We start from the raw sequence: 16,881 nt of genomic DNA on the forward strand, positions 1-16,881 counted from the left end.
ACCCCTCAAGGCCATGCGTGACCTTGAGGGGACGGCGCGGTGGGCTTACATCTTGACGATTGCTTCAGAAAGGACGGCCCCATGCCCGTCGTTCATTTGATCGATCGTGCTCTCATTCGCGCCACCGGACCGGAGGCGGCCAAGTTCCTCCACGGTGTCATCACCTGCAACGTCGCCACCATGGCGGCGGGCGATTCGCGCTATGGCGCCCTGCTGTTCCCGCAGGGCAAGATTCTCAGCGACTTCCTCCTCTATCGCGACGGCGAGGACAGCTTCCTGTTCGACGTTCCCGCCGAAAAGGCGGACGAGCTCCTGAAGCGACTCACCTTCCATCGCCTGCGCGCCAAGGTGAATTTCGAAAAGGCCGACGACCTGGCGGTGGCGGCGGTGTTCGACGAAGCCGGCCCGCTGCCGGAAGGGTGGGTGTTCGCCGATCCGCGCCTCGCCGCGCTGGGCCAGCGCCTGGTGCTCCCCGCGACGGCGGCGGCGGCGCTCGGCACCGGGCTGGAGGTGTACGAGGCGCATCGCATCGGCCTCGGCATTCCCAAGGGCGGGGCGGATTTCCCCTATGGCGAGACCTTCCCGCACGAGGCCGACATGGACCAGCTCGGCGGCGTGGACTTCAAGAAGGGCTGCTACGTGGGCCAGGAGGTGGTGAGCCGCATGGAGCACCGCACCACCGCGCGCAACCGACTGGTGGAGGCCATCTTTCCCGGCCCGGCCGAGATCGGCGCCGAGATCACGGCGGGGGACAAGGTCATCGGCCGGGTGTCGTCGGCCGCCGGCGCCAAGGCCATCGCCAGCGTGCGCCTGGACCGGGCCACCGACGCCAAGGCCGGCGGCGTGCCGCTGCTCGCCGGCGGGGTCGAGATCGAGCTGAAGGCGCCGGACTGGGCGGCGTTCCCCCTGGAGTGGGAGAAGAAAGTGAGCGAGCTCGACAAGAAGCTGAAAGGCGCCAAGCCATGAGGCAAAAAGCCATGAGGCAAAAAGCCATGAGGCACAAAGCCATGAGGCAAGAAGCTGTGGAGCAAGACGCCGTGGCGGCGAAACCCGGGGCGGAGAGCGCCTGATGGCTGCCGGCGAGGCCATTGCCCACCCGGACGGGCGGGCGCGCTGCCCCTGGTGCGGCACCGATCCGCTCTATGTCGCCTATCACGACGAGGAATGGGGCGTGCCGGAGCATGACAGCCGGGCGCTGTTCGAGAAGCTGCTGCTCGACGGCTTCCAGGCCGGCCTCGCCTGGATCACCATCCTGCGCAAACGGGACAATTTCCGCCGCGCCTTCGACGGCTTCGAGCCGGAGCGGATCGCCCGGTACGACGCCGTCCGGATCGAGGCGCTGATGGCCGATGCCGGCATCGTGCGCAACCGCGCCAAGATCGAGGGCGCGGTGCTCTCCGCCCGCGCCTATCTCGATCTCCAGGACCGGGGGACGGCCTTCGCCGACCTCATGTGGGACGCGGTCGGCGGCGCGCCGGTGGTGAACCGTCCGCGCCGGCTGGCCGACGTGCCGGCGCAGACGCCGGCCTCGCAGGCGCTCTCCAAGCGGCTGAAGGGGCTGGGCTTCAAGTTCTGCGGCCCGACCATCGTCTATGCCGCCATGCAGGCGTGCGGCCTGGTGGACGACCACCTGGCCGACTGCCATTGCGCCCGCGCCCGTTGAGGGCCGGGCGATCAGAACCGGGTGACGACCTGGGCGAGGTCCGGCCGGGGCCGGTCCTCCAGCGTCTGGCTGGCGGTGCCCAGATAGATGAAGCCGGCGACACGCTCATGCGCCGCAAGGCCCAGCGCCGCGCGGGCATCGGCATCATAGGTGGGCCATTCGCTGATCCAGGTGGCGCCGTAGCCGAGCGCGGCGGCGGCCAGCAACAGGTTCTGGCAGCAGGCGGCGGCGGACAGCAGCTGTTCCCATTCCGGAATCTTCACGTGCGGCGCGGCCGACGACACGACCCCCACCACCAGCGGCACCCGCAGGAAGCGGTTGCGCTCGTCGGCGAGGCGCTTCTCGCTGGAGTCGGGGTCCTTGGCGGCCAGCACCCGGGCGAAGGCTTCGCCGGCCCGGGCGCGGCCCTCGCCCTCGAACACGATGAAGCGCCACGGGGCAAGCTTGCCATGATCGGGAACCCGAGCGGCGATGGTCAGGATGGTGTCCAGGTGCTCCGCCGTGGGCGCCGGCTCCTGGAGGTCGATGATGCGGGAGGAGCGGCGGGTGCGCAGCAGGTCGAGAGCGTCGGGCATGGGCAGGGCCTTCGCGGAGAAGCGGGGAGGGGCGGCGGTGGGCCGGGGGGCGATCTATACGGGGGATCGAGCCATGTTTGAAGGCATGCGGCCATTGCCTGTTCCGCTGCGGCAGTCGCGCGGGTCCGCACGCGCCGACTTGAAACCGCCCCGAATTTTGTGCACGTCAAGATCATGACCTGCTTCGTTCGCCTGTCTCCGCGTCTCATCCGCCGCCCTGGCCGGCGCGTGCCGCCGGCGGCGCTCGGGCTGGCGCTCGCCATGGCCTGGGGTGCCCCCGTCTCGGCGCAGAGCTTGCAGTTTCTCGGCCCGCAGGCGCCGCCGCCGTCGAAGGCGGGCCCGTTCGCGGCGCCGCCGCCCGGTGGCGGCGCCCGCGCACCGGTGCTGGCGCCGGGGGCCGGCGGCCCCGCCGCCGGGCCGCGCGAGCCGCACCAGGTGTTGCCCAATGCTCCCGCCGGCAAGGCCGCGCTCGGTGTCTTCGCGCGCTTCGGCGACGAGGGGGCGCCGATGACGCGCGGCCTCGTCTGGCGCGTGTTCGCCGATCAGCCGGAGAGCACGGGGGCCTTTCCCCTGGTGGCGGAAAGCGTGGAAGCGGCGCCGGTGTTCTTCCTCACGCCCGGCGGCTACATCGTTCATGTCACCTACGGCCTCGCCACCACGGCGCAACGGGTGGTGGTGGGCTCGGTCTCGCGCCGCGAGGCGTTCGCGCTGCCGGCCGGCGGCCTGCGGCTCCAGGCGGACGTGGAGAACAAGGCGGTCTCGCCCCAGAAGCTGACGTTCGACATTTTCGAGGGCTCGTTCCTGCAGGGGCGCACCTCCAGCCAGCCCTATTACCGCGGCGCCGGCGCCGGCGAGGTGATCCTGCTGCCGGAGGGCACCTACCACGTGGTTTCCACCTATGGTGACGCCAATGCGGTGGTGCGCGCCGACGTGAACGTGGTGCCGGGCAAGCTCACCGATGCCACGATGCACCATCGCGCCGCGCAGGTGATGCTGAAGCTGGTGAAGGACAAGGGCGGCGAAGCCCAGGCCGACACGCAATGGACGGTCATCACGCCGGGCGGGGACACCATCAAGGAATCCATTGGCGCGTTCCCGCTGTTTGTGCTGTCGGAAGGCGACTATACCGCCATCGGCCGCCACGACGGCAAGAATTTCAGCCGCGATTTCAAGGTTGAGGCCGGTAAGGACCAGGAATTGGAAGTGATGATGCGCTGAGCGCGTCGCGCGTTTGATCATCTCCCCAGCGAAAGGCAAGGCCCGTGATCCGCCTCCTGCGTCGACCCTCCGGCCCGCCGATGATGGCGGCCCTCGTTCTCGCCGCCGGCCTCGCCGGGCTTGGCGCCCCGGCCCGCGCCGCCGATGTGACGGCGGGCGCGGCTCTGGCCGAGGAGTGGTGTTCAAGCTGTCATGTGGTGAGCCGCGTCCAGCAGCAGGGACAGAGCGACGCGCCTTCCTTCGTCGCCATCGCCCGGCGCACCGCCGATCTGTCCCCCGAGTGGCTGGCGTTCCGCCTGCTGACCCCGCATCCGTTGATGCCGAAGGTGTCCTTGACCCGCGCCCAGGCCCAGGACCTGGCCGCCTATCTCCACAGCCTGGACACGCTGCAAGACTAGCCGGCGCGGTCCCTTCCGCCGCCGGCGGGCAGCCCCCGGCGGCGGCGTGGACCGGACCGCCCTCGTTCAGAACACCTTGTTGATGGAGACCATCACGGCCTGCACGTCGGCGCTGCCCGAATAGGTGCCGAGCGCGAGGCCGGTGAAGGTGTAGCCGTCGTTGAGGGTGCTGAACGGGGAGGCGAAGCGGTTGGTCTTGGTGGTGGAGACCGTATAGCTGTAGTTCAGGTCCACGAACCAGTCCGGAGCGAGGAAATAGGTGACGCCGGTGGAGACGGTTCCGCCCCAGACCCAATTGGTGCTGGAGAAGTTGCGCGGCGCGCCGGTGAGATCCAGGTGATCGCCGAACAGGCTGGCGAAGCCCACCAGGCCGTTCAACTCCGACTTGATCTGAGTGAGGGTCGGGCCGGCGCCAAGATAGACGAAGCTCTTGTCGAAGCTGTAGCCGAGGAAAGGCACCAGTTCGAACTGGTTGGTGGCCTTCATGGTGTAGCCATGGGCATAGACATTGCCCTTCAGGACGCCGCTGACCTCGCCGGTGTAATAGCCGGCCTGGGGGATCAGGAAATTGTCCTGGGTGGAGGAGGCGTTCAGGTAATTGTAGGTGAACTTGGCGCCCCACATCCAGCTGGTGCCGGCGAAATGGTCAAAATAGCCGAATTGCGCCATGGGCGCGAAGTCGGTCTGCGCCGCCAGATAGGGTGAAGTGGAGCCGCCGGCCTCGCCCCGGGCCACCAGGGTTTCACCCGAATAGATCTTGGACAAGCCTTGCCCGAACACGTCCTGGTCAACGAAGGTTGAAAAGTTCGCGCTGCCGCCGACGCCGACGAAGACGCCCTTCTGCGGCACTCCACCCGCCGCCGGCCCGGCCGCGACCTGCGCCTGCGCGCCGATGGTGCCGCTCCAGGCTGTCGCTCCGGCAATCGCCGCCGTCCATATCCACTTCCGCATCGCCTTGCCCCTCGTCACGGTCCGGGCCGGGAGCCGGCGCGGTTTCGCCGGATGCGGATGACCAAGCAGACTCGATCGCCGGCACGCGTTCCGTGGCCGCGATGTCGTCTGCGCCGGTTCGCGCCAGATCGGTCCTGAGATCCCCCGAGCCCGAGGCCAAGGTTAAGAGGGGGGTACGGGCGGCACAACGCGCAGGGCAAAGGCGGCCAAATTTCAGCAGGGTAACAGCCCCCAAAGTTGGCTTCGGGGGCTGAAGAAGGGTCAGGCGGCGGCGAGGGCCTTGCGCTTGAGGTCTGGAGGTACCGCCTCCTCGCTCAGCGCGGCGAGGATGGCATCCAGGCTGCCGCTCTCCTGGGCGTTGGAGCCGAGTCGGCGGACGGAGAGGGTCCGCTCGGCGGCTTCCTTCTTGCCCGCCACCAGCAGCACCGGCACCTTGGCCAAAGAGTGCTCGCGCACCTTGAGGTTGATCTTCTCGTTGCGCACATCGATCTCGGCCCGGAGCCCGACGGCCTTGAGCTTCTCCACCACTTCCTGCGCATAGGCGTCGGCGTCGGAGGTGATGGTGGCCACCACCACCTGGGTCGGCGCCAGCCACAACGGGAAGTGCCCGGCGAAGTGCTCGATGAGAATACCGGTGAAGCGCTCCATGGAGCCGCAGATGGCGCGGTGGATCATCACCGGCGTCTTCTTCTGGCCGTCGGCGTCCACATAGAAGGCGCCGAACCGCTCCGGCAGATTGAAGTCCACCTGGGTGGTGCCGCACTGCCACTCGCGGCCGATGGCGTCGCGCAGGGTGTATTCGAACTTCGGGCCGTAGAACGCGCCTTCGCCCGGCAGGATGCCGGTCTTGATGCGCCCGCCGGAGGCTTCCTCGATCTGCTTGAGCACGCGGGTCATCACCTCCTCGGCATGGTCCCACACGGCGTCGGAGCCCACCCGCTTCTCGGGGCGGGTGGACAGCTTCACGATGATCTCCTCGAAGCCGAAATCGGCATAGGTGGAGAGGATCAGGTCATTGATCTTCAGGCACTCGGCCGCCATCTGCTCCTCGGTGCAGAAGATGTGGGCGTCGTCCTGGGTGAAGCCGCGCACGCGCATGAGGCCATGCAGCGCGCCCGAGGGCTCGTAGCGGTGCACGGCGCCGAACTCGGCGAGGCGCATGGGCAGGTCGCGATAGCTCTTCAGGCCGTGCTTGAAGATCTGCACATGGCCGGGGCAGTTCATGGGCTTCAGGGCGAACACGCGCTCGTCCTTGGTCTCGTCGCCGGCGGACTGGACCTTGAACATGTTCTCCTTGTACCAGCCCCAGTGGCCGGAGGTTTCCCACAGGCCGGCATCCAGCACCTGCGGTGCGTTGACCTCGCTATAGTCGGCCTTCAGCCGGCGGCGCATGTAGGCCACCAGTTCCTGGAACAGGGTCCAGCCCTTGGGGTGCCAGAAGACGGTGCCGGGGCCTTCCTCCTGGAAGTGGAACAGGTCCATCTCCCGGCCCAAGCGGCGATGGTCGCGCTTCTCGGCTTCCTCCAGGCGGTGGAGATAGGCGGCAAGCTCCTTCTCGTCGTGCCAGGCGGTGCCATAGATGCGGGTCAGCATGGGATTGTTGCTGTCGCCGCGCCAATAGGCGCCGGCCACCTTCATGAGCTTGAAGGCGTTGCCGATCTTGCCGGTGGAGGGCAGGTGCGGGCCGCGGCAGAGGTCGAACCACTCGCCCTGCTTGTAGATCTTCACGTCCTGGTCGGCGGGAATGGCGTCCACCAGCTCGACCTTGTAGGTCTCGCCCAACGCGCCGAACACGCGCTTGGCCTCGTCGCGGGTCCACACTTCCTTGGTGAAGGGGCGGTCCCTGGCGATGATTTCGCGCATCTTGGCCTCGATCACCGGCAGGTCTTCGGTGGTGAAGGGCTCGTTGCGGGCGAAATCGTAATAAAAGCCGTTCTCGATCACCGGGCCGATGGTGACCTGGGTGCCCGGCCACAAAGCCTGCACCGCCTCGGCCATCACATGCGAGCAGTCGTGCCGGATCAGCTCCAGCGCGCGTGGATCGTCGCGGGTGACGATCTCGATCCGGGCGTCGCGGCCGATGGGCTCGGCAAGGTCCGCGAGCGCGCCGTCCAGGGTGACGGCGACCGCCTTCTTGGCCAGGGATTTGGAGATGGCGGCGGCGATGTCGGCGCCGGAGGTTCCCTCGGCGAACTCGCGCTGGGCGCCGTCGGGGAAGGTCAAGGCAATCATGTCACTCCTCCTGCCCACTCCTGCGGACCACGCAGGTAGGCTTCATTCCCATATGGGGCGGACCTTTTAAGGGGGAAGGGGGCGGGCCGTCCAGATCGCCGCGCCGCGCCGCCCGGTCCGACGATGAGGCGGTTGTGATCGAAAAGCGCCACGGATCGCGCGTGTCTCCCCCTTTCGCATCCGCTCCGGCTCAGCTAATCGAAATACGGGGACGTGGGTTGTGCATGCCGCATGTGTTCGCGTAACGCCCGATGGGGAATGCCTCAGGGGCCGGCATGGTGCGCACGGGGGTGGCGCGTGAACGGGGGAGCGGGGCGTTAAGGCGCGCTTAAGCTGAACCCGGCGAAAAACATTCGCTCCCGAAGGGACGCGACAGATGAGGCGGGCATGATTTCCTCGACGTTCAAGACCTTGACTTTCGCCGCCCTGCTTCAGGTCGGCCTCCTTGGCGCGATGGGCGCGAGCCAGGCGCAGACGCCGCCGCGCGGCGTGCCGGGCGCAACCATGGACATCGACGACCAGCCGGGCTTCGTGCCGGCGGACGACGACGAGGCGCAGCTGGACCCGGCCTATCGGCGCCAGCCGGTCTACTTCCGCACCACGGAAAAGCCGGGCACCATCATCATCCACACCAATGAACGCTACCTCTATCTGGTGCAGGGCGACAACCGCGCCATGCGCTACGGCATCGGTGTGGGCCGCGACGGCTTTCAGTGGTCGGGCCTGAAGTCGATCGAGCGCAAGGCCGAATGGCCGGACTGGACGCCGCCGCCGGAAATGATCCAGCGCCAGCCCTACCTGCCGCGCTTCATGGCCGGCGGGCCCGGCAACCCCATGGGCGCCCGAGCGCTCTACATCGGCGGCACGGTCTATCGCATCCATGGCACCAACCAGCCGCAGACCATCGGCTACGCGGTGTCCTCGGGCTGCTTCCGCCTCGTGAACTCGGACATCATCGACCTGTACCAGCGGGTGCCGGTGGGCACCAAGGTGATCGTGCGTCAACAGGCCGTGCTGTGAGGACGGCCCGATTTTCCCATTTCTCTCTTGTCCTGAACCGGGGGCATTCATGAAGAAGATCCTGGCCGTTCTGGCCGGTGCCGTCGCGCTGATCGCCACTGGGGCGCAGGCGCAGACGCTGAAGGCCGTGAAGGACCGTGGCGAACTGCTGTGCGGCGTATCGAAAGGCCTGCCCGGCTTCTCGGCGCCCGACGCCAGCGGCCGCTGGACCGGCTTCGACGTGGACCTGTGCCGCGCCGTCGCCGCCGCGGTGCTCGGCAGCGGGGAAAAGGTGAAGTTCGTGCCGCTGTCGGCGGACGAGCGCTTCCCCGCCCTCAAGAAGGGCGAAGTGGACCTGCTCTCACGCAACTCCACCTGGACGCTGGACCGCGAAAGCAAGCTCGGCCTGCTGTTCGCCGGCATTTCCTATTACGACGGCCAGGGTTTCCTGGTGCGCGACGCCCGCAAGGTCACGTCGGCGCTGGAACTCGACAAGTCCAAGGTCTGCGTGCAGGCCGGCACGACCGCGGTGGAAACCACAGCCGATTACTTCAAGGCCAACAACATGGCCCTGGAGCTGGTGACGCTGCCCAATTCCGTGGAACTGCTGAAGGCCTACGAAGACGGCAAGTGCGACACCCTGACCACCGACGTGTCGCAGCTCTACGCGCTGCGTTCCGGGCTGGCGAAGCCCGCCGACCATATCGTTCTGCCGGACGTGATCTCCAAGGAGCCCCTTGGCCCGGTGGTGCGCCAGGGCGACGACCAGTGGTTCAACGCCGTGAAATGGGTGCTCTATGGCCTCATCAACGCCGAGGAGCTGGGCGTGACCTCCGCCAATCTCGACCAGGCGGTGAAGTCGCAGAAGCCGGACGTGAAGCGCCTCCTTGGCGTCGAAGGCGACAACGGCACCTCGCTCGGCCTGCCGAACGACTTCATCCTGGTGGCGGTGAAGACCGTGGGCAATTATGGAGAGAGCTATGAGCGCAACGTCGGTGCCGCTTCGAAGCTGAGCATTCCGCGTGGCATCAACCAGCTGTGGAGCATGGGCGGCATCCAGTACGCCCCGCCGATCCGCTGATTGCGGCCCGGCGCAGGCCGGGAACCCGCTGGCGCGCGCAGGTCGCGCGTGCTTCCGCAAAGGCGCCGCTCGCAGGCATGTGAGCGGCGCCTTTCCTTTGCGGTATCGACCTCCGGCATGGCGGCGGCTAGGCTGGCGTTCTCCGCGCCCGTCGGGTCAGATCCGTGTGGGCCAAGTCCGTGATCGTGACCAAGGATGCCCATGACCGACCTGTCGCGCCGCACCGTCCTCGCCGGCACCGCCGGCGCCACCGCCCTCCTGGGCACGGCCATGAGCAGCACCCTGGCGCCGGCCCAGGCCCCGGCCCCGGCCGTGGCGCCTTCGCCGACGGCCTCCGTGCCGTTGCCGGTGGCCTATCGCTATAAGGTCGGCGATGTGGGGGTGACGGCGGTCAGCGATGGCGTGCGGACCTTTCCCATGCCCGACGGCTTCGTGCGCAACGCCCCCAAGGACGCGGTGAACGGCGCGCTGGCGGCGGCGTTCCTGCCGCCGGATCGGATTTCCATCCCCTTCAACGTGCTGCTGCTTGAGACCGGAGGCCGGCGGGTGCTGGTGGATACGGGCAATGGCCCGTCGCAAGGCCCGGTCGGCCTTTTGCGCGGCACGCTGGCGTCCATCGGCGTGGATCCCGCCAGCATCGACCAGGTGGTGATTTCCCATTTCCATGGCGATCATATCAACGGCCTGCTCACCGCAGAGGGCACGCCGGCTTTCCCGAAGGCCGAAGTCTTCGTCCCGGAGGCGGAATGGGCGTTCTGGACCGACGAGGGTGAGGCAAGCCGCGCGCCGGAGGCCCTCAAGGGCAGCTTCCAGAATGTGCGCCGGGTATTCAAGCCGTTCGAGGGCAAGGTCACGCGCTATGCCTGGGACAAGGAGATCGCACCCGGCCTGACCAGCGTGGGGACGCCGGGCCACACGCCCGGGCACACCTCGTTCCAGCTCGCTTCCGGCAACGACGCGCTGTTCATCCAGTCCGACGTCACCAACATTCCGGCCCTGTTCGTGGCCAATCCGTCGTGGCATGTGATGTTCGACATGGACCCCGCCAAGGCCGCCGAGGTGCGCAAGCGCACCTATGACCGCCTGTCCGCCGACCGGACCAAGGTCGCCGGCTATCACTTCCCCTTCCCCGGCGCGGCCAATGTCGCCAAGGAGGGGGAGGGCTATCGCTACGTGCCGGTGTTCTGGAACCCGGTGCCGTGAGTGCTCTGGCCCGCCGGGCTAGAGGCTCATCCGCAGGCTGAGGGAGCCCATCTGGTTGAGGAAGCCGGACGGGCTCACCTGCAGATCGTATCCCACGCGCAGGTCGAGGCCGGCGGTCCGGCCCGCCGTGAGGCCTGCGCCGGCGGTGAAGAGCCAGGGCGAAAGGTCGGCTCCGGCCGTGACGAAGCGCGTGCCGCCGCCCAGGAAGGCGGCGGTGGCCCGCGTTCCAGTGTCAAGGAGGTTGTAGCCAACCCCCGCATGGGCGGTGAGGCTCAGCGGCGCCGACAGGCGGTAGGTGCCGCCAAGCGCGCCGGACGCCAGCAGTTCCTGATAGGTCTGGCCGTCTACGGCCAGATTCAGCGCGCCGGCTCCGCTCTCGGTGTAGGCCTGCGCGCTGACGCTCGCATAATCGAGCCGCAGCACCGGCTGCAAGGTCAGGTCGGGGGTGACGGCCAGGGTCGGCCGCACGCCGGCGCCGGCGTGAAAGGTGTAGCTGTCGTAATCGGCGCGGGCGGTGGCGGCGGCGAGGCCCACCAGCCGGCTTTCCGCATTGGCGTTGAAGGCGCCGTCGATCTCGACATCGAGCGCGAGGTTCGCCAGCGGCGCGTAGCTGCCGTAGAGGCCCAGGGCATAGCTCGTCAGGCCCAGGCTGCTTGGCGCGCCCACGGCGGTGCCCGACAGCGCCATGTCCGAATAGGCCGCCATGCCGCCGAGGACCAGATCGCCGCCGATCGGGCGGTCGATGCCGGCAACGAAGCCGCCGCCGCTGGCGTTGAAGCCGCTGTAGCCGGCCTGCGCGGTCTGGCTCGCGAACGCGCCGAACGGTTGCAGCCAGGCGTCCGGCCGGTCCGGATCGGCGGTGTCGCCGCGGGTGGCGAGGCGGTCGGAGACGATCTGGCGCAGGCCGCGCTGGGTGTCGTAGGTGGCGCGGGCGGCGGAGCCGGCCAGGGGCGGCAGGGTCTGGCTCAGGGCCGCCGACAGGGCCGGCCCCTCGAAGGCATCCAGCGCCGCAATCGCCGGGGCCAGCGGTCCGAACAGGCCGGCCGGGGTGCCGGCGACGGCATAGAGCACCCGGGCGGCGCCAAGGGGTGCGGGCGTGCCGGTGGCGCGCAGCGTCTGGGCATAGGGCTGGACCAGAGAGGCCCATGCGAATTCGCCGGTCATGGTGCCCGAGGAATCATAGACGCCCAGCAGCATCTCCGCCGCCTCGGCGCTGCCGGTCACCTCGCCGTAGAGGGTGGTGAGCTTGGGGTCGGCATCGGGCAGGGTGCTGTAAAGCACCTTGCCCTCCGGGGTGATGGAGCCGATCAGCGTGAAGGTGGAGCCGTTGGGGGCTACGCCCTGGCCCCAGAAATAGCCGCTCTTGTAGTCGGTGATGATGAAGCGGCCCGGTGCGGCGGTGCCGAACAGGGTGGGGCTGGTGACCCGCCAGGGGGTGCCCTGCGTCCAGGCCCACTGGGGCGAGGCATTGCTCGGCACCACCTGCGGCGCCGGCGGGGTGAAGGTGGCGGGGTCGTAGGGCAGCATGTAGGCCCAGTGGGTCACCAGCAGCGAGGTGCCGGTGATCATCTGCATCTCCATGGTGGTGACGCCGTTCATCTCCCGCATCATGCCGAGGCCGACCGTGGTCAGTCCGGTGGAGGGGTCGGTGAACAGCATGGTGATCTGCCCCGATGGGGTCACCACCCCCGAGATGGACATGGAGGAGGGGCTTGTGATCGGGCCGATGGCGAGCTCGGCGGAACTCGATCCGGTGAAGACGCCGTTGGTGGAGGTGCCAAGCGCCCACAAGGTCTGGTCGCCCACCGGGATCGGCTGGGCGAAGCTGGTGTTCGATGAGGCATAGGCCAGCATGTTGGGCACGCCGACGTACCAGTGCGACCCCGAGATCACGGCATCCCACTGGGATTGCGCGGCCGCCGGCCCGCACAGCGCCCCCGTCGCGAGCGCGCCGGCGATGAGGCCCGCGCTCCGGCCCGTTCCACGTCGCGCGCGAGCGCCGAAGACGTCCTTCCCCATGACCGCCCGATTCCCCCCTGATGCGATGTCCCGAACCTGTCGGGGTGGCCGGGGCGCCAGAATGACACTAATTGGCCGCGCTCGTCGTCTGGCTTGCCACCCAGGCCGCGAACGCGGCGTCGGCGGCCTCCACCGGCAGCAGCAGGATGGCGGGCACCTCGTAGGGATGGGCGGCCTTGAGCGCGGCCATGAGGGCGGGCGCCGCCGCCGCGGTGGTCTTGAGCAGAAGAACGGCCTCCTGCGTCCGCTCCAGCCGGCCGTCCCATTCATAGATCGACACATGGCCCGGCAGGATATTGCCGCAGGCGGCGAGGCGCGCCTCCACCAGGGCGCGGGCGATGTCCTCGGCGGCGGCGGCCGAGGGCAGGGTGGTGTAGACGATCTTAAGGCTCATGGCGGGTCCTGTGGCGGCGCCCGGCGAGAATGGCGCCCGCGCGCCACCTCGACAAGGCCGGCGCGGGAAGCTACGAAGGCCGGGCGCTGTCCCAGATGCGGCGGCTAGGATCGGTGGGCGCGACTGTCCTGATGACTACTTCCTCTCCGTCGCTGGCGCGGATCGCCTTCGTTTCCAGCCAGACGCCCGAGGCCGAGGCCGCGCGGCAGCGGCTGTCCGATCGCTACGGCGGGGTGCCCGAGGACGCGGCGGATGTCATCGTCGCCCTCGGCGGCGACGGGCTGATGCTCCAGACCCTGCATCGGTTCCGCGACCACGGCCTGCCCATCTATGGCATGCATCGCGGCTCGGTCGGCTTCCTCATGAACACCTTCCGCGAGGACGATCTGCCGGAGCGGCTCGCGGCGGCGCTGCATGTGAAGATCCATCCGCTGATGATGGAGGCGATGGACCGCAACGGCACCCGCCACAAGGCGCCGGCCATCAACGAGGTGTCGCTGCTGCGCCAGACCTATCAGGCGGCCAAGCTCAGGGTGTCCATCGACGGCAGGGTGCGGCTCGACCAGCTCATCTGCGACGGCATCATCATCGCCACCCCGGCCGGCTCCACCGCCTATAACCTCTCGGCCCATGGGCCGATCCTGCCGCTGGGCACGGCGCTGCTCGCCATCACCCCCATCTCGCCCTTCCGCCCCCGCCGCTGGCGCGGGGCGCTGGTGCCGGACAAGGCCCGCATCGACATCGCCGTGATGGAGGCGGACAAGCGCCCGGTGAGCGCCGCGGCGGACCATTTCGAGGTGCGCGACATTGTCGCCGTCACCGCCCGGCTCGACACATCGTCCTCCATCGACATGCTGTTCGATCCCGATCACGGACTGGAAGAGCGCATCCTGCGCGAGCAGTTCGTGTATTAGGCCTCTCCTTGATCGCGGCGCGTCATGGTTTTTTCCTCCGTCACCTTCCTTTATTATTTCCTTCCGGCGTTCCTGATCTGCTATTTCAGCATCAGGGGCCTCAAGGCGCGCAATCTCGTCCTGCTGGTCTTCTCCCTGGTCTTCTATGCATGGGGCGGGCTCGCCAACGTCGTCGTGCTGGGCCTCTCCATCGTCGCCAACTATCTGTTCGCGCGCGGCATCGACGCGCAGCCGGACGGGCGGCGCCTGAAGGCGTTGGGATGGGCGGTGGCGGCCAATCTGGCCGGTCTCATCGGCTTCAAATATCTCGGCTTCCTGGCCGAGAACCTCAATGTCGCGCTGGCGCCGTTCGGGCTGGCGGTGCCGGTGATCCATCCCAGCCTGCCCCTCGGCATCTCCTTCTTCACCTTCCACGCCATCTCCTACCTGGTGGACGTCTACCGGCGCCGGGTTAAGGCGAACGTGCGGCTGGAGGAGATCGCGGTTTACATCACCATGTTCCCGCAGCTGGTGGCCGGCCCCATCGTGCGCTATTCCACCATCGCCCGGCGCATCCATGCCCGGCGCACCACCCTCGGGCGGGTATCGGCGGGCCTGCGCATCTTCATCATCGGCCTGTCGTGGAAGGTGCTGATCGCCGACGAGGTGGCGCCGGTGGTGGCGGTGGTGTTCGACCAGACCGCCGTCCCGAATCTCCAGGAAGCGTGGCTGGGCGTCGTCGCCTACGCGCTGCAGATCTATTTCGACTTCGGCGGCTATTCCAACATGGCCATCGGCCTCGCCCTGGCCATGGGGTTGAAGTTCCCGCGCAACTTCAATTTGCCGTACGGCGCCTTGTCCATCGGCGATTTCTGGCGCCGCTGGCACATGAGCCTGTCGAGCTGGTTCCGCGACTATGTCTACATTCCTCTCGGCGGCAACCGGCTCGGCCACATGCACACGGCCATGAATTTGTGGACCGTGTTCCTGCTGTGCGGGCTGTGGCATGGGGCGAGCTGGAACTTCGTCATCTGGGGCGTGCACCACGGCTCGTTCCTGGTGCTGGAGCGCACCCGCTTCGGCGAGCTGCTGCGCCGGGCGCCGCGGCCGGTGGCCCACGCCTATACGCTGGCGGTGGTGCTCACCGGCTGGGTCTGGTTCCGGGCCGACAGCCTGCCGCTGGCGCTGTCCATGTTCAGCGGGCTTGCCGGGTTCAACGGGGTGGGGGAGCTGTCGGCGGCCCTGTCCTCGGAGCTGCAGATGGCGACCATCGTGGTGATGATCCTGGGATGGCCGCTCGCCATGTTCGGCCTGCCGCGCCCCGGCGGGCGGATGCTGCCCGAGCGGGTCCGCCTCGCGCTCTACGGCGTGGCCGACACGGCGGTGACGGCGGCGCTGTTCATCCTGTGCGTGCTCTCGGTGGGGGCAGCGGCCTACAGCCCCTTCCTTTATTTCCGGTTCTGAGGGGGAAACGGCCATGCCCCTGCTGATGAAATTCCGGCGGTTCTGGGCCATTTTCGTGGTGGCGGTGCTGTGCCTGCCCACCATCGGGTTCTTCACGCCGGACCTGCCGGCGCCGCTGCGTTCGGTCGCCGCGCCGGAAGCGCGCTGGTGGACCAAGGCCGCCACCCGGCTCGACCCCTACATCAACAACGTCTTCGGGTTCCGCGGCGCGGTGCTGGCCGCCCATGGCCAGTACGGGCGCTGGATCGGCTCCGGTAAGAGCCGGGTGCTGAAGGGCGAGGACGGCGCCTTGTTCCTCAAGGAGGATCAGGCGCTGGAACAGTCGCTGGGTCAGGTGCTGCGGCCGCAGGCGGTGGCGGCGGCGGCGGATGTGGCGGCGCGCCTCGACAGGATGATGCAGGCCTCCGGCGGGCGGTTCGTGATGATCTCCCCGCCCAATTCGCAGACGGTGAATTTCGAGCTGCTGCCGGCCTACGCCCGCAAGCTCAAGCGCGCGCCCACCGAGGCCGACCTGCTGGCGCAGGACCTCAAGGCGCGGGGCGTTCCGTTCGTGGACCTGCGGCCACTGCTCATTGACGCCAAGGCCGAGGGCCCGGTCTATCTGCGCATCGACACCCACTGGAACGAGCGCGGCGCCCTGATCGCGTTCAACGCGGCCATGCGGGCGGTGGGCCGGCCGGACCTGGAAGTGGACCCGGCCGAGGCAATCGGCGAACAGGTGGCGCGCACCGAGGGCGACCTGGTGCGCATGGCCGGCATGACGCGGCCGGAAAAGCCGGATGTGGGCTATCGGATCAAGGGACCCATGGCGGCGCAGCCAGGGCTTTCGCCCTTGACCGGGGTGATCGCCCCGGTGGGGCCGCGCGATCCGTTCGTGCCGCAGGTCTTCACGACCGGGCACGCCGGCCCGCGCATCATGGTGATCGGCGATTCCTTCACCCAGGGCTATTGGAAGGGCCTGCTCGCCTCCCGCGCCTCGGCCTATGCGTGGATCCACCACCGCCGCTGCCGCTTCGACTTCGCCGATGTGGAGCGCTTCAAGCCGGACATCCTCATCTACGCGCCCACCGAGCGCGGCATGCCCTGCCTGCCGGCCAAGCCCTGAGCCATCCCTCTGAGCCGGGCTCAGCGGGGCGCCGTCGGGCGCGCGCGTTCCACCAGCCGGTCCACCGGCGCGTAGTCCATGTAGCCGCAGCGGGCGAGCACATGCAGGCGGGCGATGTCCACGCGCCCATCCACCAGCGCGTCGTCATCGATATGCACGCCGACGATCTCGCCGATGACCATATAGGTGTCGCTCTCCTGCCCATCCCGGCCGCGCAGGCGGATGGTTTCCACATAGAGGCATTCCAGCGCGCAGGGGCTGGCCGCCACCCGCGGCGGCTCCACCAGGCGCGATGGCGCGGTGGCGATGTCGAAGGCGACGAACTCGCTCGCGCTCGCCGGCAGCGGCGCGGAGGTGAGGTTGACCGCGTCGATCAGGTCCAGGGTCGCAAGGTTGCAGACGAAGGCGCCAGTGGCCTCGATGTTCGCGACGCTGTCCTTGCGGCCGATGGAGGAGAACATGACCAGCGGCGGCGCCTCGCTCACCAGGTTGAAGAAGGAGTAGGGGGCAAGATTCGCGGTTCCGTCGGCGGCCAGCGAGGAGATCCAGCCGATGGGACGGGGCGAGACGATGGCCTTCAGTGGCGCGTGGGGCAGTCCGTGGTTCTTCTTCGCGGGCTCGTAGAACATGCGGGCGGATCTTCCGAGGGGGCGGCGTGGCCGGGGAAGGGAATCGATAGCCCCCTT

The 16,881-nt window shown here is 68.5% G+C and carries 16 protein-coding genes; 10 read left to right on the plus strand and 6 right to left on the minus strand.

Features of this window, described 5'->3' with window-relative positions; all coding sequences use genetic code 11:
* The first annotated feature begins 81 nt into the window (after window positions 1–81).
* Together ygfZ and V5F53_RS04240 are read left to right on the plus strand one after the other, a co-directional pair.
* Window positions 82–966, plus strand: coding sequence for a CAF17-like 4Fe-4S cluster assembly/insertion protein YgfZ (ygfZ, locus tag V5F53_RS04235; RefSeq protein ID WP_393998597.1), 885 nt, complete (start codon window positions 82–84; stop codon window positions 964–966).
* A 103-nt stretch (window positions 967–1,069) separates the two neighbouring features.
* Window positions 1,070–1,663 carry a DNA-3-methyladenine glycosylase I gene (locus tag V5F53_RS04240; RefSeq protein ID WP_393998596.1) on the plus strand — a complete coding sequence of 198 codons (594 nt, stop codon included), beginning with the start codon at window positions 1,070–1,072 and terminating at the stop codon, window positions 1,661–1,663.
* A gap of 11 nt (window positions 1,664–1,674) precedes the next feature.
* Here V5F53_RS04240 and V5F53_RS04245 read toward each other — a convergent pair whose 3' ends face one another.
* Window positions 1,675–2,238 (minus strand): nitroreductase family protein, encoded by a 564-nt coding sequence (locus tag V5F53_RS04245; protein WP_393998595.1) that lies wholly within the window; start codon window positions 2,236–2,238, stop codon window positions 1,675–1,677.
* Between the two features lie 174 nt (window positions 2,239–2,412).
* Here V5F53_RS04245 and V5F53_RS04250 point away from each other — a divergent pair, with 174 nt between their 5' ends.
* Both V5F53_RS04250 and V5F53_RS04255 read left to right on the plus strand, forming a co-directional pair.
* Window positions 2,413–3,456, plus strand: coding sequence for an RgsD C-terminal domain-containing protein (locus V5F53_RS04250; RefSeq protein WP_393998594.1), 1,044 nt, complete (start codon window positions 2,413–2,415; stop codon window positions 3,454–3,456).
* 44 nt (window positions 3,457–3,500) lie between these two features.
* Window positions 3,501–3,854 carry a c-type cytochrome gene (locus V5F53_RS04255; RefSeq protein WP_393998593.1) on the plus strand — a complete coding sequence of 118 codons (354 nt, stop codon included), beginning with the start codon at window positions 3,501–3,503 and terminating at the stop codon, window positions 3,852–3,854.
* A gap of 66 nt (window positions 3,855–3,920) precedes the next feature.
* Here the strand turns inward: V5F53_RS04255 and V5F53_RS04260 are convergent, their stop codons facing one another.
* Together V5F53_RS04260 and thrS are read right to left on the minus strand one after the other, a co-directional pair.
* Window positions 3,921–4,805 carry a hypothetical protein gene (locus V5F53_RS04260; RefSeq protein ID WP_393998592.1) on the minus strand — a complete coding sequence of 295 codons (885 nt, stop codon included), beginning with the start codon at window positions 4,803–4,805 and terminating at the stop codon, window positions 3,921–3,923.
* 261 nt (window positions 4,806–5,066) lie between these two features.
* On the minus strand, window positions 5,067–7,037 hold the full coding sequence (gene thrS / locus V5F53_RS04265) for a threonine--tRNA ligase (RefSeq protein WP_393998591.1): 1,971 nt from the start codon (window positions 7,035–7,037) through the stop codon (window positions 5,067–5,069).
* A gap of 387 nt (window positions 7,038–7,424) precedes the next feature.
* Here thrS and V5F53_RS04270 point away from each other — a divergent pair, with 387 nt between their 5' ends.
* From V5F53_RS04270 to V5F53_RS04280, 3 genes are all read left to right on the plus strand, one after another.
* Complete coding sequence (locus V5F53_RS04270; RefSeq protein WP_393998590.1) at window positions 7,425–8,057, plus strand: L,D-transpeptidase; 633 nt, start codon at window positions 7,425–7,427, stop codon at window positions 8,055–8,057.
* A 49-nt stretch (window positions 8,058–8,106) separates the two neighbouring features.
* Window positions 8,107–9,117, plus strand: coding sequence for an amino acid ABC transporter substrate-binding protein (locus V5F53_RS04275; RefSeq protein ID WP_393998589.1), 1,011 nt, complete (start codon window positions 8,107–8,109; stop codon window positions 9,115–9,117).
* A gap of 201 nt (window positions 9,118–9,318) precedes the next feature.
* Complete coding sequence (locus V5F53_RS04280; protein WP_393998588.1) at window positions 9,319–10,320, plus strand: MBL fold metallo-hydrolase; 1,002 nt, start codon at window positions 9,319–9,321, stop codon at window positions 10,318–10,320.
* Window positions 10,321–10,338: 18 nt separating this feature from the next.
* On the opposite strand, the gene V5F53_RS04285 is transcribed toward V5F53_RS04280, so the two are convergent.
* Together V5F53_RS04285 and cutA are read right to left on the minus strand one after the other, a co-directional pair.
* Window positions 10,339–12,339 carry an autotransporter family protein gene (locus V5F53_RS04285; protein ID WP_393998587.1) on the minus strand — a complete coding sequence of 667 codons (2,001 nt, stop codon included), beginning with the start codon at window positions 12,337–12,339 and terminating at the stop codon, window positions 10,339–10,341.
* A gap of 67 nt (window positions 12,340–12,406) precedes the next feature.
* Entirely contained in the window at window positions 12,407–12,733 is a 327-nt protein-coding gene (gene cutA / locus V5F53_RS04290; protein ID WP_393998586.1) for a divalent-cation tolerance protein CutA, read from the minus strand.
* 131 nt (window positions 12,734–12,864) lie between these two features.
* Between cutA and V5F53_RS04295 the strand changes: the two genes are divergently transcribed.
* From V5F53_RS04295 to V5F53_RS04305, 3 genes are read left to right on the plus strand one after another with little or no spacing between them, the layout of a single operon-like run.
* Window positions 12,865–13,647 carry an NAD kinase gene (locus V5F53_RS04295; protein WP_393998610.1) on the plus strand — a complete coding sequence of 261 codons (783 nt, stop codon included), beginning with the start codon at window positions 12,865–12,867 and terminating at the stop codon, window positions 13,645–13,647.
* Window positions 13,648–13,671: 24 nt separating this feature from the next.
* A complete protein-coding gene (locus tag V5F53_RS04300) occupies window positions 13,672–15,090 on the plus strand; it encodes an MBOAT family O-acyltransferase (protein WP_393998585.1) in 1,419 nt (472 codons plus the stop codon).
* A gap of 13 nt (window positions 15,091–15,103) precedes the next feature.
* Complete coding sequence (locus tag V5F53_RS04305; RefSeq protein ID WP_393998584.1) at window positions 15,104–16,195, plus strand: alginate O-acetyltransferase AlgX-related protein; 1,092 nt, start codon at window positions 15,104–15,106, stop codon at window positions 16,193–16,195.
* A gap of 20 nt (window positions 16,196–16,215) precedes the next feature.
* Here the strand turns inward: V5F53_RS04305 and V5F53_RS04310 are convergent, their stop codons facing one another.
* The gene (locus V5F53_RS04310; RefSeq protein WP_393998583.1) at window positions 16,216–16,824 is read right to left on the minus strand and encodes a flavin reductase family protein; all 609 of its coding nucleotides are present in this window, start codon (window positions 16,822–16,824) and stop codon (window positions 16,216–16,218) included.
* Window positions 16,825–16,881 lie beyond the last annotated feature (57 nt).

This window comes from Xanthobacter cornucopiae (assembly GCF_043195065.2).
In the GTDB taxonomy this organism is placed as follows: Bacteria; Pseudomonadota; Alphaproteobacteria; order Rhizobiales; family Xanthobacteraceae; genus Xanthobacter.